The organism is Acidovorax sp. GW821-FHT09A11, assembly GCF_059418365.1.
The window spans coordinates 582,550-603,292 of the sequence record NZ_JBWKPS010000001.1 but is presented as its reverse complement, the minus strand read 5'-3'; the positions used below and the strand labels follow the sequence as shown (position 1 = coordinate 603,292).

19 protein-coding genes are annotated in these 20,743 nt (G+C 70.6%); 12 read left to right on the top strand and 7 right to left on the bottom strand.

The genetic code is table 11. From position 1 onward, the window contains the following. The first annotated feature begins 81 nt into the window (after positions 1-81). The 3 genes from AC07PV_RS02765 (at position 82) to AC07PV_RS02755 (ending at position 3,689) form a co-directional block, all read left to right on the top strand. Positions 82-1,470: a phosphomannomutase/phosphoglucomutase gene (locus AC07PV_RS02765; RefSeq protein ID WP_494629477.1), complete on the top strand. Its 1,389-nt coding sequence runs from the start codon at positions 82-84 to the stop codon at positions 1,468-1,470. Positions 1,471-1,545: 75 nt separating this feature from the next. Continuing rightward, the gene (locus AC07PV_RS02760) at positions 1,546-2,331 is read left to right on the top strand and encodes a carbon-nitrogen hydrolase family protein (protein ID WP_218338605.1); all 786 of its coding nucleotides are present in this window, start codon (positions 1,546-1,548) and stop codon (positions 2,329-2,331) included. Beyond that, positions 2,328-3,689, top strand: a complete 1,362-nt coding sequence (locus tag AC07PV_RS02755) for a 3-deoxy-D-manno-octulosonic acid transferase (protein ID WP_494629309.1) — start codon at positions 2,328-2,330, stop codon at positions 3,687-3,689. The genes AC07PV_RS02760 and AC07PV_RS02755 overlap by 4 nt, the downstream gene beginning before the upstream one ends. Here the strand turns inward: AC07PV_RS02755 and AC07PV_RS02750 are convergent. The 6 genes from AC07PV_RS02750 to AC07PV_RS02725 all read right to left on the bottom strand — a co-directional run bounded on the left by AC07PV_RS02750 (position 3,682) and on the right by AC07PV_RS02725 (position 11,336). Further along, on the bottom strand, positions 3,682-5,016 hold the full coding sequence (locus tag AC07PV_RS02750; RefSeq protein WP_218338603.1) for a TolC family outer membrane protein: 1,335 nt from the start codon (positions 5,014-5,016) through the stop codon (positions 3,682-3,684). The genes AC07PV_RS02755 and AC07PV_RS02750 overlap by 8 nt on opposite strands. Before the next feature lie 84 nt (positions 5,017-5,100). After that, positions 5,101-5,442, bottom strand: coding sequence for a rhodanese-like domain-containing protein (locus tag AC07PV_RS02745; RefSeq protein ID WP_218295047.1), 342 nt, complete (start codon positions 5,440-5,442; stop codon positions 5,101-5,103). 47 nt (positions 5,443-5,489) lie between these two features. Next, entirely contained in the window at positions 5,490-6,203 is a 714-nt protein-coding gene (locus tag AC07PV_RS02740) for a protein-L-isoaspartate O-methyltransferase family protein (protein ID WP_218295046.1), read from the bottom strand. Positions 6,204-6,228: 25 nt separating this feature from the next. After that, positions 6,229-9,429, bottom strand: a complete 3,201-nt coding sequence (locus AC07PV_RS02735) for an efflux RND transporter permease subunit (protein ID WP_494629307.1) — start codon at positions 9,427-9,429, stop codon at positions 6,229-6,231. A gap of 15 nt (positions 9,430-9,444) precedes the next feature. Then, positions 9,445-10,611, bottom strand: coding sequence for an efflux RND transporter periplasmic adaptor subunit (locus tag AC07PV_RS02730; protein WP_218295044.1), 1,167 nt, complete (start codon positions 10,609-10,611; stop codon positions 9,445-9,447). Positions 10,612-10,613: 2 nt separating this feature from the next. After that, on the bottom strand, positions 10,614-11,336 hold the full coding sequence (locus AC07PV_RS02725) for a TetR/AcrR family transcriptional regulator (protein ID WP_218295043.1): 723 nt from the start codon (positions 11,334-11,336) through the stop codon (positions 10,614-10,616). A gap of 93 nt (positions 11,337-11,429) precedes the next feature. Here AC07PV_RS02725 and msrA point away from each other — a divergent pair, with 93 nt between their 5' ends. Beyond that, positions 11,430-11,969, top strand: a complete 540-nt coding sequence (msrA, locus tag AC07PV_RS02720) for a peptide-methionine (S)-S-oxide reductase MsrA (protein WP_218295042.1) — start codon at positions 11,430-11,432, stop codon at positions 11,967-11,969. Between the two features lie 32 nt (positions 11,970-12,001). On the opposite strand, the gene AC07PV_RS02715 is transcribed toward msrA, so the two are convergent. Further along, positions 12,002-12,976: a class I SAM-dependent methyltransferase gene (locus tag AC07PV_RS02715; protein ID WP_494629305.1), complete on the bottom strand. Its 975-nt coding sequence runs from the start codon at positions 12,974-12,976 to the stop codon at positions 12,002-12,004. A 163-nt stretch (positions 12,977-13,139) separates the two neighbouring features. On the opposite strand from AC07PV_RS02715, the gene AC07PV_RS02710 reads away from it, so the two are divergent. From AC07PV_RS02710 to AC07PV_RS02675, 8 genes are all read left to right on the top strand, one after another. Next, complete coding sequence (locus AC07PV_RS02710; RefSeq protein WP_492253199.1) at positions 13,140-13,976, top strand: DUF6597 domain-containing transcriptional factor; 837 nt, start codon at positions 13,140-13,142, stop codon at positions 13,974-13,976. Positions 13,977-14,197: 221 nt separating this feature from the next. Continuing rightward, a complete protein-coding gene (locus AC07PV_RS02705) occupies positions 14,198-14,623 on the top strand; it encodes a Fur family transcriptional regulator (protein WP_218295321.1) in 426 nt (141 codons plus the stop codon). Then, on the top strand, positions 14,620-15,300 hold the full coding sequence (locus AC07PV_RS02700) for an ABC transporter ATP-binding protein (protein ID WP_494629304.1): 681 nt from the start codon (positions 14,620-14,622) through the stop codon (positions 15,298-15,300). The genes AC07PV_RS02705 and AC07PV_RS02700 overlap by 4 nt, the downstream gene beginning before the upstream one ends. Then, on the top strand, positions 15,297-16,535 hold the full coding sequence (locus AC07PV_RS02695; protein WP_494629302.1) for an ABC transporter permease: 1,239 nt from the start codon (positions 15,297-15,299) through the stop codon (positions 16,533-16,535). Before AC07PV_RS02700 ends, AC07PV_RS02695 begins: the two co-directional genes overlap by 4 nt. A gap of 37 nt (positions 16,536-16,572) precedes the next feature. Continuing rightward, positions 16,573-16,827, top strand: coding sequence for a hypothetical protein (locus AC07PV_RS02690; RefSeq protein WP_218295037.1), 255 nt, complete (start codon positions 16,573-16,575; stop codon positions 16,825-16,827). Between the two features lie 221 nt (positions 16,828-17,048). Next, positions 17,049-17,645, top strand: coding sequence for a DUF3299 domain-containing protein (locus AC07PV_RS02685; protein WP_492805216.1), 597 nt, complete (start codon positions 17,049-17,051; stop codon positions 17,643-17,645). A 57-nt stretch (positions 17,646-17,702) separates the two neighbouring features. Then, entirely contained in the window at positions 17,703-18,212 is a 510-nt protein-coding gene (locus tag AC07PV_RS02680) for a hypothetical protein (protein WP_494629300.1), read from the top strand. Between the two features lie 260 nt (positions 18,213-18,472). Further along, a complete protein-coding gene (locus tag AC07PV_RS02675) occupies positions 18,473-20,602 on the top strand; it encodes a TonB-dependent receptor domain-containing protein (RefSeq protein WP_494629298.1) in 2,130 nt (709 codons plus the stop codon). The last annotated feature ends 141 nt before the right edge of the window (positions 20,603-20,743 follow it).

The window sequence follows — 20,743 nt, the reverse complement described above, 5'->3', positions numbered from 1 at the left end:
CCGGGCGGCGTGCGCAAGGAGGCGGAAGGGGCCGCCTACAATGCTGCGGACGTTTCAACCCTCTTCGTGAAAGGCCCCTACGTGCAGCCCACGCCCGCCATTTTCAAAGCCTACGACATCCGCGGCATCGTGCCGTCCACCCTGAATGAAGAAGTGGCCCTGGGCCTGGGCCGGGCCTTTGGCACCGCCGCCCGCGCCGAAGGGCAGACCACGGTGGCCGTGGGGCGCGACGGGCGCCTGTCGGGCCCGGTCATGTCCGCCGCGCTGATCCAGGGGCTGGTCGAGGCGGGCATCGAGGTGATCGACGTGGGCCTGGTGACCACGCCGCTGCTGTACTTCGCGGCCAGCACACTGTGCCAAAGCGGCATTCAGGTCACGGGCAGCCACAACCCCAAGGACTACAACGGCTTCAAGATGGTGCTCAATGGCCGCGCCATCTACGGCGAGGAGATCCAGGGCCTGCGCCGCACCATGGAGCAGGAAAGCTGGCAGCTGCTGCCCGGCGGTTCGGTGCGGCATGTGGACGTGCTGCCGGCCTACACCGCGCGCATCGTGGGCGACATCAAGCTGGCCCGTCCGCTCAAGGTGGTGGTGGACTGCGGCAACGGCATCGCCGGTGCGTCGGCGCCGGCCATCTTCCGCGCGCTGGGCTGCGAGGTGATCGAGCTCTTTTCCGAGGTGGACGGCAACTTCCCCAACCACCACCCCGACCCGAGCAAGCCGGAGAACCTGCGCGACCTGATCGACGCCCTGAAGGCCAGCGATGCAGAACTGGGCCTAGCCTTCGACGGCGATGGCGACCGCTTAGGGATAGTGACCAGGGACGGCACCAACATCTTCCCCGACCGCCAGATGATGCTTTTCGCGCAGGACGTGCTCTCGCGCGTGCCCGGCGGCGAGATCATCTTCGACGTGAAGTGCACCCAGCGCCTGGCGCCCGCCATTGCGGCCGCCGGCGGCGTGCCGGTGATGTTCAAGACCGGTCATTCGCTCATCAAGGCCCGCATGAAGGAGACCAACTCCCCGCTGGGCGGTGAGATGAGCGGCCACATCTTCTTCAAGGAGCGCTGGTACGGCTTCGACGACGGCACCTATGCGGGCTGCCGCCTGCTGGAGATCCTGAGCAGGAGCAGCGACCCGAGCGCCGTGCTCAACGCACTGCCCACGAGTTTCTCCACCCCCGAGCTGAACGTGGCCTGCGCCGAGGGTGAGCCGCACCGCCTGACGGCCGAATTGCAGGCCCTGGCCGCCGGCACCTTCGCGGCGCCCGCCACGGTCAGCACCATCGACGGGCTGCGCGTGGACTGGCCGGACGGCTTTGGCCTGATCCGTGCCAGCAACACCACGCCCGTGCTGGTGCTGCGCTTCGAAGGCCACACGAGCGAGGCGCTGGCGCGCATCGAATCGGCCATGCTGGCCCTGCTGCACCGCGTGAAGCCTGGTGCGCACGTGGGGGCCGCGAGCCACTGAGCCGGGCGCGATGATGCCCGCACGGCGCATTCGCCCCGCCGAACTTTCCCTGACCCTTTCGCCCATCCGCCGACCGTGAATTCGCACCTGTCCACCCCCCTGCGCATCGCTGCCGCGCAGTCGCCGTCCGTGCCCGGGGACGTGGCGCGCAACGTGCAGACGCACCTGGCCTTCGCGCGGGTGGCGGCGCACCACGGGGTGCAGGTGCTGGTGTTTCCGGAGCTGTCGCTCACGGGCTACGAGCCGGCGGTGCTGGCCGCCCAGGTGCTGGATGCCGACCATGGCGTGCTGGCGCCGCTGCGGCAGGCGGCGCGCGACCACGGCATGGCGCTGGTGGTGGGCGCGCCCGCGGCCCCCGTGGCGCCGGGCGCGCTGCTGCCCTCCATCGGCGCATGGGTGCTGGGCGCCGATGGCAGCGCGGCGCTGTACCGCAAGCGCCATCTGCATGCCAGCGAAGCGTCATTCGCCAGCGCGGGAATGGACGACGCGCAGGTGCACCTGCTCGCCGGCGAACCCACGGGGCTGGCCATCTGCGCCGACATCACCCACCCCGAGCATGCGCGCGCCGCGCACGGGGCGGGCGCGGTGCTCTATGCCGCCAGCGCGCTGATTTCCGAAAAAGGCTACGGGCCCGAGTCGGACCTGCTGCGCGGCTATGCGCGGGACCACGGCATGGCCGTGCTCCTGGCCAACTACAGCGGGGCCTCGGGCGGCTACGCCAGCGCCGGCCGCAGCGCGGTCTGGGAGCCCGGGGGCGGGTGCGTGGCCGCGGCCACCCACGACCGGCCTTGCCTGGTCTGGGCCGCGCGCGGCGACAGCGGCTGGAGCGGCGGCGTGCTGGACCTGCCCCTTCCGGTATGAACGCCGCGCGGGCCCTGTATTCGCTGGTGACCTGGTGCGCGCAGCCGCTGCTGCGCCGCAAGCTGCGCCGCCGCGCGGTGGCCGAGCCCGGCTATGGGCATGCGGTGGGCGAGCGGTTTGGCCGCTACCCGGCGCCCATGGACAGCCTCATGCCGCACAGCAGCTCCGACCCGCTCGGCCGCTTTGTCTGGATCCATGCCGTATCCCTGGGCGAAACCCGCGCCGCCGGCATCCTGCTCGGGCAGCTGCGCGAACAGCTGCCGGGCATGCGCCTGCTGCTCACCCACGGCACGGCCACGGGGCGGGCCGAGGGCGAGCGGCTGCTGCACCCCGGTGACGTGCAGGTGTGGCAACCGTGGGATACGCCGGGCGCGGTCGCACGTTTCCTGCGCAAGTTCCGCCCGGCCATCGGCATCCTCATGGAGACGGAGGTCTGGCCCAACCTGGTGGCCGGCTGCCAGCGGCGCGGCGTGCCCCTGGTGCTGGCCAATGCGCGCTTCAACGCCACGTCGCTGCGCAAGGCCCAGCGGCTGGCGCCGCTGGCGCGCCCGGCCTATGGCGGCCTGGCCGCCGTCTGGGCCCAGACCGAGGACGACGCGGCCCGCCTGCGGGCCATCGGCGCCCCGGTGCGCGGCGTGTTTGGCAACCTCAAGTTCGATGTGGTGCCCGACGCCGCCCAGACCGCCCAGGGCCGCGCCTGGCGCGCGCGCGCGGGACGCCCCGTGGTCCTGCTGGCCAGCAGCCGTGAGGGCGAGGAGGCGATGTGGCTGGAAAATTTCAAGCAAAAACAACCTCCAGCGCTTGCTGGCAAAGCGCCAGCAGCTATCAATGGCGAAGCAGGTAACGTGCAGTGGCTCATCGTGCCGCGCCACCCGCAGCGTTTTGACGAGGTGCACCAGCTGCTCCAGCGCGCCGGGCTCGGCGTGTCGCGCCGCAGCACCTGGGCGGCCAGGCCCGAGGCGGCCGATGTGTGGCTGGGCGATTCGCTGGGCGAGATGGCGCTGTACTACGGCCTGGCCGACGTGGCCTTGCTGGGGGGCAGCTTTGCGCCGCTGGGCGGCCAGAACCTCATCGAGGCCGCTGCTGGCGGGTGCCCGGTGGTGCTGGGGCCGCACACCTTCAATTTTGCGGAGGCGGCCGAGCGGGCCTGCGCGGCGGGCGCCGCGCAGCGCGTGCCCGACATGGCCGCCGGCATCGCGTGCGCTGCGGCGCTGGCACTGGACGCCGGCCGCCAGCAGGCCGCCAGCGAACGTGCGGGCCGCTTCGCCAGCGACCACCGTGGGGCGGCGCTGGCAACGGCCCGGGCGGTGCGCGCGATCGTGCAGCCCGCCGGGGCTTCCCTGTCTCCCTCTACTTGACGAGCAGGGCGTTGATCGCCTCGACGTCCTGCTGCGTCAGCGTGCCCGCCGCCTGGCGCAGCTTGAGCGTGCCCAGCAGCACGTTGTAGCGTGCCTGGGCCAGGTCGCGCTTGGTCTGGAAGAGCTGGCTCTGGGCGTTCAGCACGTCGATGTTGATGCGCACCCCCACCTGGTAGCCCAGCTTGTTCGCGTCCAGCGCACTCTGGCTGGAGGCCTCGGCCGCTTCCAGGGCCTGCACCTGGCCCTGGCCGGACTGCACGCCAAAGAAGGCAGCGCGCGTGGCCTGGGCCACGTTGCGGCGGGTGGTTTCCAGGTCGGCCGTGGCCTTTTCTTCCAGGGCCAGGGTTTCCCTGATGCGGTTTTGCACCGAGAAGCCGGCGAACAGCGGCAGGTTGAACGCCACGCCCACGCTGGCGCTGTTGGTGCGGTTGTTCACGCCGGGCGACGTGATGGTGCCGTTCGGGTTGCGCGTGATGTTGTATCCCGCCTGCAGGTCCACCGTGGGCAGATGGCCGGTTTCGGCCTTCCTGGTTTCCAGGCGGGCGATGTCCAGCGCGATCGCGGCCTGGCGCACGCCGGGCTGCTGGTCGCGCGCGGTATCCACCCAGGTGGTCACGTTGTCGGGCTGCACGGAGGGCAGCGGCACGGGCAGCGCCAGGGGCTTGGGGGTGGTGCCTGTGATGCCCACGAGCTGGTCCAGCGCCAGGCGCTTCACCCGCAGGTCGTTTTCGGCGGCGATTTCCTGCGCCACCACCAGGTCGTAGCGGGCCTGGGCTTCGCGCGAGTCGGTGACGGTGGTGGTGCCCACCTCGAAGTTGCGCTTGGCCGACGCCAGCTGTTCGGACACGGCGGCTTTCTGCGCCTGCACGAAGGCCAGGGTGTCCTGCGCCGCGAGCACGTCAAAGTAAGCCTGGCTCACACGCACCAGCAGGTCCTGCGTGGCCGCATCCAGCTGCGCCTGGGCGACATCCACGCCACGCTGGCCCTGTTCGAGGGTGATGCGGTTGGCGGGGCGGTACAGCGGCTGCGAGGCCTGCATGCCCAGCGTCTGCGTGGTGCCGGTGTTTTCCACCGGCGGGCGGCTCAGCTCCACATTGGCGCGGCTGAGCCCGGCCGTGAGCCCGGCGCTGGGCAGCAGGCCCGCGCGGGCCTGGTCGGCGCGGCGGGCCGCCGCATCGAGCTGGGCGCGGGCCGATTGCCACGCCGTGTCATAGGTGCGGGCCGATTCCACCAGTTCCAGCAGGCTCTGGGCTTGCGCCGGGGCACACAGTGCCGCGCCGAGCGCCAGGGACAGAAGGGACAGGGAGAGGGGCCGTAGCGGTGTCATGGAGGTCCTTCGGAAAAGAGTCTGCGTGTCGAAAATGGGGCAAAACAGGCGCGGTGGCTGCGGGCGGTCCGGCCGCCGCCGTCGTCAATAGCGGGGCACGGCGGGGTCGCTTTCCTGCGACCAGGCGTCGATGCCGCCGGTGATGTTGGCCACCTGCTCAAAACCGTGGTGCTGCAGGAAGGCCGCCACGCGCAGGCTGCGGGCGCCGTGGTGGCACAGGCAGGCGATGGGGCGGGCGGGGTTCAGCTCGGCCAGGCGCCCGGACAGCTCGCCCATGGGGATGGCGGCCAGCTCGAAGCCGTCCGCACGCACGCTGGCGGTCTGCAGCTCCCAGGGCTCGCGCACGTCCAGCACCAGGGGCTGGCCGCCTTCGGGGGCGGCGGCGAACCAAGCGGACAGCTGGGCGGGACGGACGTGATCGATCATGCAGGACTCCGAAGGGGACTCAGGATGCAAGGCTCGGGGAGCCGGGGTCAGAACGTGAAGCCGGACGGCTCGGGGAAGTTCACGAGGCGCGGCGCGATGGTGTCCCAGGGCGACACCGTCTCGAAACGGTCGCCGGCGCGGCGGGTCACGGTGAAGCGCATGACGGGTTCGCCGCCGACGATGGCGCCCAGGCGGCCGCCATCGCGCAGGTGCGACAGCAGGGCCGTGGGGACTTCGGCGACCGAGCCGCTGAGCACGATCACGTCGAACGGGCCATCGGGGATGGCATCGCGGGCGCCGTCGCCCTGGCGCACGTCGGCGTTCTGGATGCCCGCGTCGCGCAGGTTCTCGCGGGCCATCTCGGCCAGCTCGGGGTTGATCTCGAGGGACACCACGCGCTCGGCGCGGTGGGCGAGCAGGGCGGCCATGTAGCCGGAGCCCGCGCCGATCTCCAGCACGCGGTCGGTGGGCTTGATTTGCAGGTCCTGCAGGATGCGCGCCTCGACGCGCGGCTGCAGCATGCTGTGGCCCAGGCGCACGGCCTCTTCGGCGTCATTGCCGAGCAGGGGCACTTCAATGTCCATGAACGCCATGTTGCGGTAGGCCGGAGGCACGAAATCTTCGCGGCGAACGATCGCCAGCAGGTCCAGCACGTCGGCGTCCAGCACGTTCCAGGGACGGATCTGCTGCTCGATCATGTTGTAGCGGGCCTGGGCGACGGGGTCGCTGGTATTGGCGGACGTGTTCAGAGGCATGTTCATGGGATTTCTCCAGGGGAGGCGTGGGTCAGGACAAACCCTCGATTTTAGAGGCCCCGGCCAGGGGGCGGCCGCGGCCCATGCGGCGAAGGGCCCATTGCGCCAGATCGTCCATGTAGCAATACACCACCGGCACCACCACCAGCGTGAGCAGCGAGGAGGTGATCACCCCGCCGATCACCGCCTGGCCCATGGGCGCGCGCTGCTCGGAACCCTCGGACAGCGCGAACGCGAGCGGCACCATGCCGAAGATCATGGCCAGCGTGGTCATGAGGATGGGGCGCAGCCGCACGCGCGCGGCCAGCAGCAGGGCGTCGGCGCGGGGCAGGCCGGGCACGGTGCGGCCTTCGTCGTTCACGTGTTCCTCGCGGGCGCGGATCGCGAAGTCCACCAGCAGGATGGCGTTCTTGGTCACGAGGCCCATCAGCATCACCACGCCGATGATGGAGAACATCGACAGCGTGGAGCGGAACATCAGGAGCGCCAGCACCACGCCGATGAGCGTGAGCGGCAGCGAGGTCATGAGCGCCAGCGGCTGCAAAAAGCTCTTGAACTGGCTCGCCAGGATCATGTAGATGAAGATGATGGCCATGGCCAGGGCCGAGATGGCATAGCCGAAGGACTCGGCCATGTTCTTGGTGGAGCCGCCGAACTGGTAGCGGTAGCCGGGCGGGAAGCTCACGCTCTCGAGCGCCTTCTTGATGTCGTTGGACACCTCGCCGGCCGAGCGCTGGGCCACGTTGGCGTTCACGGCCACCTCGCGGGTCAGGTCGCGCCGGTTGATCTGGTTGGCGCCGGTGGATTCGGTCACGCGGGCCACCTGGTTCAGGCGCACGATGCGCGTGGTTCCGTCGGCGGCCGTCAGAGCGAAGGGCAGGCGCTCCAGGTCGGCCGGGGCGGTGCGGGCCTCGGGGGCCAGGCGCACATTCACGTCATAGGTCTGGTCGTCCGGAGCGCGCCAGTTGCCCACCGTGGTGCCTGCCACCAAGGTGCGCAGCGAGGCGGCCATGGGGGCCACGGCCAGGCCGAGGTCGGAGGCGGCCTCGCGGCGCACATCGAGGGCGATCACCGGCTTGTCGGGCTTGGCACTGGTGTCCAGGTCCACCAGGCCCGGGATGTCGCGGATCTTGTCCGTGACGATCCTGGTCAGGCGCTCCAGCTCCTGCAGGTCGGGGCCCTGCAGCGAGAACTCCACCTGCTTCTGGCCGCCCACGGCATCGAGCAGGCCCACGTGGGTGATGGTGATGCCCGGCACGGTCTTGAGGCGCTCGCGCAGCACGTCCGACATCTGGTCCACGCTGCGGCTGCGGTCCTTGCGGTCCACCAGGCGCACGTACAGATTGGCGTACATCTTGCCTTGCGCGCTGCCGGTGTTGATGGTGGCCAGGGTGTAGCGCACTTCCGGCATCTCGCGCAGGATGCCTTCCACCTGCCGGGCCTTGGCCTCGGTCGCTTCCAGCGAGGAGCCCACCGGCGTGTAGAAATTGACGGTGGTTTCAGAGAAGTCGGCCTTGGGCACGAACTCGGTGCCCAGCAGCGGCACCATGAAAATGCTCAGCACGAAGATGGCCAGCGCAATGCCCACGGTGGCCAGCTTGTGCACCAGCGACCAGCGCAGGATGCGCTGGTAGCCTTCGGCCAGCGCATCGGTGGCCCGGTCGAACCAGCCCGTGACGCGGCCGATGGTCTTGTCGTAGAAGGTGACAGGCTCTGTCTTCTGCCCGTGGGCGTGGATGCTCGGGTCGTGCCAGATGCTCGACAGCATGGGGTCGAGCGTGAAGCTCACGAACATCGAGATCATCACCGCCGCGACGATGGTGATGCCGAACTCGTGAAAGAACTTGCCGATGATGCCGCCCATGAAGCCGATGGGCATGAACACCGCCACGATGGACAGCGTGGTGGCCAGCACGGCCAGGCCGATCTCCTGCGTGCCGTCCATCGCCGCGTCGTAAGCGCCCTTGCCCATCTGCACGTGGCGCACAATGTTCTCGCGCACCACGATGGCATCGTCGATCAGCAGGCCCACGCACAGGCTCAGCGCCATCAGCGTGATCATGTTGATGGTGAAGCCGAACATGTTCATGAACAGGAAGGTGCCGATCAGCGCGATGGGCAAGGTGAGGCCCGTGATCACCGTGGAGCGCCAGGAGTTCAGGAACAGGAAGACGATGAGCACCGTGAGGATGGCGCCCTCGATCAGCGTCTGGCGCACGTTGTTCACCGCCACGCGGATGGGGCGGGCGCTGTCGCCGATGGTCTCCAGCCGCACGCCGGGCGGCAACTGGCTCTTGAGTTCGGCCACGGCGGCGGTCAGGCCGTCCACCACCTCGATGGTGTTCTCGCCCTGCGACTTCTGCACCGACAGCAGCAGCGTGCGCTGGCCGTTGTACAGGGCCAGGCTTTCGACTTCCTGCGCGCCGTCGTTCACGCGGGCCACCTGGTCCAGGCGGACGGGCGCACCGTTCTTGCGCGCGACGATGATCTTGCCGAAATCTTCAGGGCGCTGCATGCGCGCATCGATCTGCACCACGCGCTCCTGCGCGAGGGACCGGATGGAGCCTACGGGCAGGTCCTGGTTCTCGTTGCGCACGGCGCTGGTCACCTGGTCGGGCGTCACGCCGAAGGCTTCGAGCGCCTGCGGGTTCAGGTAGATGTTGATTTCGCGCTTGGTGGCGCCCACCAGGTTCACGGCGCCCACGCCGCGCACGTTCTCCAGGCGCTTCTTCAGCGTCTGCTCGGCCCAGGTGGTCAGCTCCACGGCACTGCGGGCCGTGGCGCCCGCCGTGTCGTCCGGCAGCACGGCCAGCGACCACACGGCCCGGCTGGCGGGATCGAAGCGCAGCACGCGCGGCTCCTTGACCTCGGTGCGCAGCAGGGGGCGCACGGTGGCCACCTTCTCGCGCACGTCCTCGGCGGCCTTGCGGCCGTCGATGTGCAGCTGGAACTCGATGATGACGACGGCCGTGCCCTCATAGCTGCGCGAGGTGAGGGCGTTGATGCCGGCGATCGAGTTGACGCCTTCCTCGATCTTCTTGGTGACTTCGCTTTCGACGATTTCCGGCGACGCACCGGGATAGTCCACGGTGACCACCACCACCGGGAAGTCGATGTTGGGGAATTGATCGACCTTCAGGCGCTGGTACGAGAACAGGCCCAGCACCACGATGGCGAGCATCACCATGGTGGCGAACACGGGGTTCTTGAGGCTGACTTTGGTGAACCACATGGCGGTGCGGCGCGGTCAGGGGGCGGTGCGGGGCACGGAGGCCGGGGCGGCGGGCGCGGCAGCCGCCACGGCGGTGCCCTCGCGCAGCTGTCCGATGCGGCCGGCGATCACGGGCGTGCCCTCGGCCACGCCCTCGATGGCGACCCAGGTCTGGCCGCTCAGCACCGACCGCGCACCGGTCTTGACCTCCACGTAGGCCACGCGGCCGTCCTTGAGCGTCTGCAGGTAGGGCGCTGGCTTGTCGGTGCGCACGGCATCCAGCGGCACGGCCAGCACCTCGGCGCGGCCGGTGTCGAGCGTGCCCTGCACGAACAGGCCCTGGCGCAGCGGCGTTTCGCCCCGGGCCTGCTCCACCCGCAGGTAGACGGGCACCGTGCGGCTGCCGGCCTGTGCGCTGGGGTTGATGCGCGCCACGGTGGCGGGCACGGGCACGGCCGAGCCTTCCATGGTGAGCAGGGCCTTCTGGCCCACGCGCACGGCCAGCGAATCGGCGGGGCTCAGCAGCGCCTCCAGCTCCAGGCGGGAGAGGTCCACCACCTCGATGATGCGGGCGTCCACGGCCACGCGCTCGCCGGGCTGGGCCAGGCGCTGGGCCACCAGCCCGGTGATCGGGCTCTTGAGCACGGTGTCGTCGAGCGCCTTGCGCGCCACGTCGGCGGCCGAGACGGCGGCCTGGTGGCTCGACTGCGCCGCCTCCAGGCTGGCCTGCGAGGTGACCAGCGCCGTGGGCGAAATGAAACCCTGGTCCACCAGCGCGCGGTTGTTGGCGTATTGCCGCTGGTTGATGTCCACCTGGGACTTGGCGGCATCGGCCTGCTGCTGCGCCTGGCGCAGCCGTGCGCGGGCTTCGGTGGGGTCGATGCGGGCGATTTCCTGGCCGGCCCTGACGCTGTCGCCCTCGCGCAGGATGAGGCCCTGCAGTTCCCCGCCCACGCGGGCCTTGACCATGGCCGACTCGACCGCCCGCAGCGAACCCGACACCGGCACTTCCAGCGTGAGGCTCTGGCGCCGCACGGTGACGATCTCGTCCGCGGCCAGCTGCAGCGGCGCCTGCGCCTTCTGGGCGCTGGCCTCGCTCAGCGCCTTCTGCTGCGCCTGGCGGGCCGCCATGGCGCGCCACGCGCCGCCGCCCAGCAACACAACGACGATGGCTGCCGCCACCCAGGGAATCCAGCGTTTCATGGTCAGGCGCCGCGCACGGGCGGAGAAGAAGAAGGGGAGGAGGAGGGAGGGGCGCACGGGGGTGCATCGGGCCGCACGAGCAGCCCATGCAGCACGTTGTCGATCTGCGCCTGGATGAACAGCTCGGGCTGCAGGCCCAGGCCGTCGGGGATGCAGACCGCCAGCGAGTGTTTCCACATCATCAGGAAGATCATGGGGGCCAGCACCACGTGCACGATGTAGTCGAGCGCCACCGGCCGGAACTCGCCGCGCTCGATGCCGCGCTGGATGATGCGGCGGATCAGCCCCTGGCCCGGCTGGATCACTTCCTGCTGGTAGAACTGCATGATCTCGGGGAAGTTCTGGGCTTCGCTGAACATCAGCTTGGTGATGCCCGAGGCCTTGGTGGAGCCGATGCGCTCCCACCACACCTCGTAGCAATAGCGCAGCAGCTCGGCGGTGGTGCCTTCGAAGGTCTCCAGCTCTTGCGTCCACTCCTCGAAGCGGCCGGCGATGTTGTGCCGCACCACGGCCTTGAAGAGTTCTTCCTTGCTGGGGAAATACAGGAACAGCGTGCCCTTGGAAACCCCGGCACGCGCCGCCACCTCATCCACACGGGTCGCGGCGAAGCCCTTCTCGACAAAAAGGTCCAGCGCCGCTTCCAGCAGCTCGCCAGGACGGGCTTCCTTGCGGCGCTCGCGCTTGGTGCCCGGGGGGGCGGAAGAGGGGTTGGGCGTGGGGGACAAGGGAAATTCTGTTAATGACTGACCGGTTAGTAATGTAGCAAGCACCTGCCGGAGCGTCAATTCATAATCGCAAAGCACAACCAAAGGACCACCATGACCTTGCAAACCATCACTCTGGGCGGCGGCTGCTTCTGGTGCACCGAGGCCGTGTTCGACCGCGTGCGGGGCATCACCGACGTGGAGAGCGGCTATACCAACGGCCACACGCTGAACCCCAGCTACGAGCAGATCTGCCGGGGCGACACCGGGCATGCCGAGGTGGTGCGCCTGACGTTCGACGCCGACGAGATCAGCCTGGAGGAGATCCTGGAGATCTTCTTCCATACCCACGACCCGACCACCCTCAACCGCCAGGGCAACGATGTGGGCACGCAGTACCGCAGCGGCATCTACTACGACAACCCCGCGCACGGCGACATCGCCCACGGCATGATCCGCCAGATGTCGCAGGACAAGCTGTTCGGCGCGCCCATCACCACCGAGGTGAAGCCGCTGGCCAACTACAGCGCGGCCGAGGCCTACCACCAGGACTACTTCGCGAACAACCCGAACCAGGGCTACTGCGCCTTCGTGGTGGGCCCCAAGGTGGACAAGTTCCGCAAGACCTTCGCCCGCTATCTCAAGCCGGCGTGACGGCGCGGCCGTGACGCAGGCCGCGGCGGTGGTCACCGGGCCGCCGCGGGGGCCCGCGCACCCACACGCACCCGCACGACGCCACCCAGCAGCCCGCCCAGCACCCGCTGGCGCGGCGTGCTGGGCCGGTGGGCCAGCAGCGTGCTGCGGATCATGGCGGGCGTGATGAACTCGGGGGGCTCGAAGCCATGGCCCGCCAGCAGGGCCCGCAGCTCGGCATCGCGCAGGAAACACCGCCAGGGCTCGCCCATGCGGCCGAAACGCCGCGCCATCAGGCCCAGCGCCAGCTTGCGGCCCCATTGCAGCGCCCCCGGGCGGCGCACGTAGTCAAACACCAGCACGCTCCCCGGCGCCGCCCCGGCACCGATGCGCGCGAGCGTGGCCTGCACGGCCGAGGGGGCGAGGTACATCGTCACGCCCAGCCAGGAGAACACCGTGCGCTGGCCCGCGTCCAGGCCCTGGGCCACCAGCTGCTCCATGAAATCCTGGCGCTCGAAGTCCACCGGCACATAGGCAGCCCCCGGGGGCATGCACAAGCCCGCCGAAGCGGCCAGGCCCCGCTTCCATGCCTGGGTGGACGGGTGGTCCACCTCGAACACGCACGCCAGGCCGCGCGGCCATTCACCGCGCAAGGCAAAGGTGTCCAGGCCCGCGCCCAGCACCACGTACTGGGTGGCCCCGGCGGCCACGGCCTCGCGCAGCGTGTCCTCGGCAATGCGGCTGCGCACCGCCAGCGCGCCGCGCATGGCCTGCGAAAAGCTCCCCGCGTCCCTCGCAAGGCCTTGCGGGCCATCGCCCTCAAGCGCCTGCCGCACCTGCGCGGCCCCGGCGGGGCCCAGGATGTCCAGCGCCAGCGGGTCGGCGAAGATCTCGCCGCCCTCGATCAACTGGTGCCGGGCGCGCGCGATGCCGCACAGCAGGGCGGTATGGCTGGGCCGGGCCGATGCCAGCAGCGGCTGCTGCGGGGTGGAGGGGGCAGGTGCGGCGGAGCGGGTCGTGGGTGTCATGGTGCGGGTGATTCTGGCGCGCACCGGCGGTGCCGTCTTGAACGTTTTCGCCAGGCGCGGCGTGCCGCAGGCCTGGCGTCTGTTGGTCCAGCGTTGGGATCCGGGGCGGACCTGTTTACGATGCGTGCCTGTGCGAATCCGGTTCCAGCTCCCTTTTGCCACCGTGGTCCTGCCGCCTGCGCCGCTGGCGGGGTGCATCCGCGCGTACATCACCAAGGACACCACGCGCCGTGCGCACGGCACGGCGCAAGGCCCGCAGCTCAACCGCTATCCGGCCTCGGTGTACTGCGGCATCGCCTGGTACCTGGAGGGCAGCTCCGAGCAGCTCGGCCCCGGCCAGCAGGCGGTGCGGGCGCTGCCGGCCACGCTGCTGCTGGGGCCCCAGACCCGGCCGCTGGTGACCCGCAACCCCGGCCCGGTGCGCACCTTTGGCGTGGTCTTCCATCCGCAGGCATTCCACCGGCTCACGGGCCTGGACATCAGCACCCTGGTAGACGGACTGCTGCCCGTGCAGGACGTTCTGTCGCCCGCCTGGCTCGCGCTGTGCGACGGCGTGCGCGCGGCCGCCAGCGATGCGCAGCGGATGGCGCTGCTGGAGGACTTCGTGGCCAGCCAGGAACCTGCGCATGCCGAGGCCCCTGCGGCGGGCGCCGCCGCGGCCGTGCGCTGGATGCGCGAATTGCAGGCCCACGCTGCCGCCCGGGGCCTGGGGGGCAGCCTGCGCAGCCTGGAGCGCCACGTGCGGACCTGGGCCGGCCAGTCGCTGCGGCGCCTTGGCTGGCTGTCGCGGGCGGAAACCGCGCTCACGCGGGCCCGGCTGGAGAGCGAACAGTCGGGGCACGCGCCACGCTGGCACGACGTGGCGCTGGGCGCGGGCTATGCCGACCAGGCCCACCTGTGCCGCGAGACGCAGCGCGTCACGGGACAAAGCCCCTCCGAGCTGGCCCGGCGCGTGCAGGCCGAGGACGAAAGCTACTGGCTTTACCGCCTCTGGTCCTGAGGCCTCGCGCCCCGGGACGGTGCTGGCGCGGCGGCCAGAAGGCTCTGAAGGGGCGGGATGGCCCGTGCCAGCGGGCGGTGATTGCCGCCGCGGAGTGCCGGCTGCCTGCATAATGCAAGCTGATTGCGTTACAGGCGCCGCCGCCCCCAGCACCCGCCATGCCCACACCCCGCCGCTCCCCCGCCACATTGCCCGCCGCCACCTGGACCTTGCCCGCCGGCATGCGCGCCACCCGTGCCACGCGGGCACTGGCGGCGCTGTACGCGGCGCGCCCCGAGGCTGCGTTGTCCGAGGCAGAGGTGGAAGCCGCGCTGGCCGGCGCTGGCGCCCCCGTCAACAAGGTCACCGTCTACCGCATGCTCGACCGGTTTGCCGCCGCGGGCCTGCTGCACAAGCAGGTGGATGCCGCCCGCGTCACGCGCTACGCGCTCGCGCCGCAGGGCGACGACGGCGCGGCGCCGCGCTTTGAATGCGATGACTGCCACCGCCAGTTCCGCCTGTCGCAGGGCTCGGCCAAGGTGCGGACCGCGCTCAGGCAGGTGCTGCAGGCACTGGCCACGGCGGGGCATGAGAGCCTGGCGGTGGACATCGCGGTGCGCGGCCGCTGCGCGGGCTGCGCGCACCCTGCCGAGGGCGCCGCCGCATGATCCGCACCCGGGGCCTTTCCTATGCCTACCCCGGCGGCGACGCGCCGTTGCGCTTCCCCGATGTGGATCTGCGCCAGGGCGGCACGCTGCTGCTGCGGGGGCGCTCGGGCACCGGCAAGTCCACCTGGCTGTCGCTCATCGCCGGCCTGCGGGGTGCCAGCGACGGCGATCTGTTCGTGGCGGGCACCCAGCTGGGCACGCAGCGGGGCGCCGAGATTGACGCCTGGCGCGCGCGCAGCATCGGCTTTTTGCCGCAGAAGCTGTACCTCTCCAGCGCGCTCACGGTGGCCGACAACCTGGCGCTGGTCTACTTTGCCGCCGGGCTGCCGCGCGACGATGCCGCCATCACCCGTGCCTTGGCGCAGGTGGGCGTGGCCGAACTCGCCACGCGCCGGCCGCACCAGCTCTCGGGCGGGCAGGCGCAGCGCGTCGCGCTGGCGCGGGCCGTGCTGCTGTCGCCCGAGCTGCTGCTGGCCGACGAGCCCACGGCCAGCCTGGACGACGAGGCCGCCGCCGATGCGCTGGACTTGCTGCGGCAAAGCGCCGCCGCCTGCGATGCCAGCCTGGTGATTGCCACGCACGACCAGCGCGTGGTGCAGGCCCTGGCCAGCGCGCAGATGCTGGACTTGAACGAAATTGGCCCCGGGCGCTTGCAGGACAAGCGCGAAAAGCTATGAATTCAGTAGCAATCAAGCTGGCCCGCCTGTCCTGGCGCTACCTGTGGTCGCGCCCCCTGGCGGCCGTGCTCAACCTGCTGGTGCTCACGCTGGGCCTGGCGGCCATCACGCTGGTGCTGCTGGTGGCCACGCAGCTGGACAAGGCGTTCGAGCGCGACCTCGCGGGCATCGACCTCGTGGTGGGCGCCAAGGGCAGCCCGCTGCAGCTCATCCTGGCGGGGGTGTTCCACATCGACGTGCCCACGGGCAACATTCCGCTGCAGGAGGTGCAGGCGCTGCAGAAGAACCCGCTGGTGGCGCAGGTCATCCCGCTCAGCCTGGGCGACAGCTACCAGGGCTTTCGCATCGTGGGCACCACGCCCGACTACGTGGCGCACTACGAGGCCGCGCTGGCCGAAGGCGTGCTGTGGCGCCAGCCCATGGATGCGGTGCTGGGCGCCACCGTGGCGCGCGGCATTGTCAGGGCCGGCCATGGCGGTGCGCAGCTGGTGGGTGCCACCTTTGTGGGCAGCCACGGGCTGGGCGGGGGAGGGCACGCGCACGGCGACCACCCCTACCGCGTGAGCGGTGTGCTGGCGCCTTGCGGCTGCGTGCTCGACCGGCTCATCCTCACCAGCACCGAATCCGTCTGGATGGTGCACGAGAGCGCCATGGCCACCGATGACGAGGACCTGGAACTGCTGAAGGACGACCGCGAGGTCACCGTGGCCCTGGTGCGCTACCGCACGCCGCTCGCCGCCGTCACGCTGCCGCGCCGGATCAATGCCGACACGGGCATGCAGGCGGCCGCGCCCGCCATCGAGGTCACGCGCCTGCTGCGCCTGCTGGGCGTGGGCGCCGATGTGCTGCGCGCCTTTGGCGGCGTGCTGCTGGCCGTGGCGGCCCTCAGCGTGTTCATCGCGCTGTGGAACGCGGTGCGCGAACGCCGCGCCGACCTGGCCATGCTGCGCATGCTGGGCGCGCCGCCGGGCCGCGTGGCCGGGCTGGTGCTGTGGGAGGCCCTGTGGCTGGCCGCCATGGCCTGCGCCCTGGGCCTGCTGCTGGGCCACGGCCTGGCCCACGCGCTGGGCTGGGCACTGCAGGCACAGGGCCTGCTGCCCGTCAGCGGCCTGGTGTGGCTGCCCGCGGAGGCCGGCGTGCCGCTGCTGGCCGCCGGCGTGGCGGCCCTGTCGGCGTTGCTGCCAGCGATGCAGGCCTACCGCACCGAGGTCGCGGACCTGCTGAGCCAACCCTGAATTTCCATTTCCGACCCACCGATTCGAAAGGTTCACCATGAAGAAGCTCTTCACCGCCCTGGCCCTGGCGCCCCTGCTGCTGGCGGGCGCGCTGGCGCATGCCCAGGGCGCGCATTCCGACAAGGAAACCAAGGCCGATGCCGAGCGCCACCGCGCCATGGCCGCCGCGCACGAGGCCGCCGCCAAGTGCCTGGAGGCCGGCAAGGGCCACGACACCTGCCAGAAGGAACTCCAGGCCGCGTGCAAGGGTCTGGGCATTGGCAAATACTGCGGCATGCGCCACATGCACTAAAGCTCCCCCCTGAGGCGCTGCGCGCCTTCCCCCCTGAGGGGGGACGCCCCGGTGGCCCTGCGGAGCCGGTTCCACGGGGGCACTGGCATGGGGGCGCGCCGGTTTTGTCGGGCGCAGCCGCAAATAAGGTCGGGTGGAGTCAAGTGGTTCCTCGACGGCGTTGATGCGGTCATGGAACAGTTGGCCCTGTGCGCACGGGGCGTTCACGGAAGGGGATTTTTATGCACCATCGTTTGTTGCCTCGGTTTGTGCCCGGGCGCTCTGTCGCTCTGCCTTTGGCGCTGGCGTTGGGTGTCGGCATCTCCGGCACCGCCCTGGCACAGGGCCAGCCTTCCGCGGCGCCTGCGCTCAGTTCGCCCTTGCCGGCGGGGGCTGGGGGTGCGCCGGTGGCGGGTGTGCCGTCGGGCTCCGGTGCGGGCTACCACAGCCCGAACAGTCCCATCGCGCCGCTGCCGCAGCGCAATGACGTGGTCCCCTGGTCGGTGCTGACCGACCTGACCAAGAAAACGACCAAGGACGGCATCCTGCCCGTGTTCAACGACGCGCAAAAGGGCATGGACAAGACCACGCAGCGCATCCAGGGCTTCATGATGCCGCTGGACGCCAAGGCCACGCAGACGCACTTCCTGCTCACCTCGGTGCCGCTGACCTGCTCGTTCTGCCTGCCCGGCGGGCCCGAGAGCATGGTCGAGGTCAAGGCCAAGACGCCCGTGCGCTATTCGCTGGAGCCCGTGGTGGTCGAAGGCAGATTCACCGTGCTCCACAACGACCAGTACGGCCTGTACTACCGCGTGGTCGAGGCCGTGCCGGTGAAATAATCGCAGGTTGCCGGCGCCTTGCCTGTCCGCGCCGCCCCCGCCCCCTATTTTTTTACCGTGACCTCCGCCTTCCGCCCCCGACCAGCCACGCGGCCGCATGCCCTGCGCGGCGCGGGGCAGGGTGCGCGCGGGCAAGGGCGGGGGAGCCACCGCCTGCCGTCGCAGGTGGTGCGGCTGGCGCTGGCCTGGCTGCTGCTGGCCCTGGTGGCCGTGCCCACGCTAGGGCGCCTGCACCAGGTGGTGCACGGCGGCGCGCTGGACCGGGTGCATGCGGGGCAGGCGCTGTCTTCCGCCGCATCCGCGGCGTCCATTGCACCAGGGGCCGCCGCTTCGGCGAGCGGCGACGGGCACGGCCACGGCCTGCTGCTGCCGCTGCTCCTGGGCCACCACGCTCCCGTCGATTGCCTCGTGCTCGACCAGCTCGCGCTGGGCGATGCCCTGCACAGCGCCCCCCTGGCGCTGCCCCATGCGGTGCCCGCGCAGGCACCATCCACCGACCCCGCGGGGCGCGTCGCCATTGCGCATGTCGCGCTGTTCCAGGCGCGCGGCCCGCCCGGCCGGGCCTGAAGCACCACGCCCCGGGCCTTTTCCACGCGCCGGCCGCCCCCGCCTCTGCCGCAGGGCCGCCAATGCCGCCGGAGCAGGTTCCCCCACGGCGCACCCCGTGCTTCGTTTACATCAAAGCTCCTGATTTCATAGCTGCCAGCGCTTGACCATCAAGCGCTGGAGGCACTTTTTATTCACGGCTTCCCGCCCCGTGGCGTGAAGCCGCGCGCTGCACGCCTGGCCTGGCCGGCGCGGCGCGCCCCCCTGTTGCAAGCACCACCATGATCCACACCTCCTTAGCCCCTTGCGCGCCAGCGCGGCGCGCCCGTCCAGCCCTCCACCCCGTGGCCCTGGCCGCCATGCTGGCGCTGTCGGGCGCGGGCAGCGCCCACGCGCAGGCCGCGCCCGCCGCCGCCGGCCCCGCCACCGAGGCAGCGCCCAGCCTGCCGTCCGTCACCGTGTCGGCCAGCGGCCTGCAACTGGGCGCCAGCGACATGACCACGCCCGTCACCGTGCTGGAGGGCGACGAGCTCGTGCGCCGCCGCGAGGCCACGCTGGGCGAGACGCTCAACAGCGAACCCGGCATCACCAGCAGCCACTTCGGCGCCGGTGCCAGCCGCCCCATCATCCGCGGCATGGACGGCCCGCGCGTCAAGGTGCTGAGCGACGGCGCCGAGCTGCACGACGCCTCCACCATCAGCCCCGACCACGCCGTGGTCTCCGAGCCCTTGCTCGCCACGCAGATCGAGGTGCTGCGCGGCCCCTCGGCCCTGGTCTACGGCAACGGCGCCGTGGGCGGCGTGGTCAACGTGCTGGACGGCAAGATCCCCACCGCCATCCCGCCAAAGGGCTACGAAGGCAGCGCCGAGCTGCGCGCCAACACCGGCGCGGGCGAAGGGGCGGGGGCCTTCTCGCTGACCGGCGGCGCGGGCAACCTGGCCGTGCACGTGGAAGGCGTGGCGCGCGACGCGGGCGACTACCGCGTGGGCAAGGGCTGGGCCCCCGAGGGCGAGCCCGCCCGCAAGGTGCTGGGCAGCTTCAACCGCACGAACACCGGCAGCGTCGGCCTGTCGTGGGTGGGTGAGCAGGGCTACCTGGGCGCCGCCTACACGCGCCAGAGCGCCAAGTACGGCCTGCCGGGCCACAACCACAGCTTCGAGGGCTGCCACACCCATGGAGACCACCTGCACTGCGGCGCCCACGCGGGTGAAGGGGAAGACGGCCACGACCACGGCGCCGAAGAGCATGGCGACGTGCCCGTGGTGGACCTGCGCAGCGAGCGCTTCGACATCCGGGGCGAGCTGCGCAACCCCTTCGCCGGCTTCTCGGCCCTGCGCCTGCGCGCCGGCGTCACCGACTATGTGCACGACGAGGTCGAGGACGGCGCCATCAGCACCACCTTCAAGAACAAGGCCTACGACATGCGCATCGAACTGCAGCACGAGCCATTGGCCGGGTTCAAGGGCGTGGTCGGCCTGCAGACCTCGCAGCGCAAGTTCAGCGCCGAGGGCGAAGAGGCCTATGTCCAGCCCACGGTCACCCGCAAGCTGGGTTTCTTCGCGCTGGAGGAATACCGCGTGGGCGACTGGCGCTTCGAAGCCGCCCTGCGCCACGACCGCCAGACCGCCGAGGCCCAGGCCAGCGGCATCGAGCGCAGCCACAACGGCACGTCGGCATCGCTGGGCGCGGTGTGGAAATTCACGCCCGGCTACCAGGTAGGCACCTCGTTCACCCGCGCCAGCCGCGCGCCGTCGGCCGAAGAGCTGTACGCCCAGGGCCTGCACATGGCCACCAGCACCTATGAGCGCGGCAACGCCGACCTGCGCTCCGAGATCTCGCAGAACATCGATGTGAGCCTGAGGAAGACCAGCGGCGACACCACCTTTGGCGTGAGCATCTTCCGCAACCGCATCAACAACTACATCTACGGCCGCACGCTCGATGCGGTGGACGGGCTGCAACTGCTGCAGTACAGCCAGGCCGACGCCACCTTCACCGGCATCGAAGGCCAGGTGCGCCAGCGCCTGAACCGCAACCTGGGTATCACCCTGTTCGGCGACACCGTGCGCGCCCGGCTCAACGACGGCGGCGGCCTGCTGCCCCGCATCCCCGCCACGCGCGCGGGCATCCGCCTGGACGGCAACTGGCAAGCCTGGGAAGGCCTGGTCGAATGGGTGCAGGTGGCCCGCCAGAACCGCGTGGCGGAGTTCGAAACCGCGACGCCGGGCTACGGCATGCTGAACCTCGGGGTGAGCTACAACGGCCAGTTCAGCAGCGGCACGCCGTGGCAGGTGTATCTGAAGGCGAACAACCTGACGGACCGCTTGGCGTATGCACACACCAGCTTCATCAAGAACGCGGCGCCGCTGATGGGGCGCAACGTGACGGTAGGGGTGAAGGTGGCTTTCTAAAAGCTGGCCGCATTGCGCGGCCTGCCCAGCCCCATTCACTCACTCGCTCACGTACTTCCAAGCGCACTCTGACTGCCGCCGATCCCTCGGCGGTTGGGCAGCGCGTGCGCGCGCTCGTACTCGTGCCCGTACCCCAAATCG

Bases quoted from the DNA above. Each gene is read 5' to 3' on its own strand.
- AC07PV_RS02755 (WP_494629309.1), top strand. From the start codon at position 2,328: ATGAACGCCGCGCGGGCCCTGTATTCGCTGGTGACCTGGTGCGCGCAG.
- AC07PV_RS02750 (WP_218338603.1), bottom strand. From the start codon at position 5,016: ATGACACCGCTACGGCCCCTCTCCCTGTCCCTTCTGTCCCTGGCGCTC.
- AC07PV_RS02745 (WP_218295047.1), bottom strand. From the start codon at position 5,442: ATGATCGATCACGTCCGTCCCGCCCAGCTGTCCGCTTGGTTCGCCGCC.
- AC07PV_RS02740 (WP_218295046.1), bottom strand. From the start codon at position 6,203: ATGAACATGCCTCTGAACACGTCCGCCAATACCAGCGACCCCGTCGCC.
- AC07PV_RS02735 (WP_494629307.1), bottom strand. From the start codon at position 9,429: ATGTGGTTCACCAAAGTCAGCCTCAAGAACCCCGTGTTCGCCACCATG.
- AC07PV_RS02730 (WP_218295044.1), bottom strand. From the start codon at position 10,611: ATGAAACGCTGGATTCCCTGGGTGGCGGCAGCCATCGTCGTTGTGTTG.
- msrA (WP_218295042.1), top strand. From the start codon at position 11,430: ATGACCTTGCAAACCATCACTCTGGGCGGCGGCTGCTTCTGGTGCACC.
- AC07PV_RS02715 (WP_494629305.1), bottom strand. From the start codon at position 12,976: ATGACACCCACGACCCGCTCCGCCGCACCTGCCCCCTCCACCCCGCAG.
- AC07PV_RS02705 (WP_218295321.1), top strand. From the start codon at position 14,198: ATGCGCGCCACCCGTGCCACGCGGGCACTGGCGGCGCTGTACGCGGCG.
- AC07PV_RS02700 (WP_494629304.1), top strand. From the start codon at position 14,620: ATGATCCGCACCCGGGGCCTTTCCTATGCCTACCCCGGCGGCGACGCG.
- AC07PV_RS02695 (WP_494629302.1), top strand. From the start codon at position 15,297: ATGAATTCAGTAGCAATCAAGCTGGCCCGCCTGTCCTGGCGCTACCTG.
- AC07PV_RS02690 (WP_218295037.1), top strand. From the start codon at position 16,573: ATGAAGAAGCTCTTCACCGCCCTGGCCCTGGCGCCCCTGCTGCTGGCG.
- AC07PV_RS02685 (WP_492805216.1), top strand. From the start codon at position 17,049: ATGCACCATCGTTTGTTGCCTCGGTTTGTGCCCGGGCGCTCTGTCGCT.
- AC07PV_RS02675 (WP_494629298.1), top strand. From the start codon at position 18,473: ATGATCCACACCTCCTTAGCCCCTTGCGCGCCAGCGCGGCGCGCCCGT.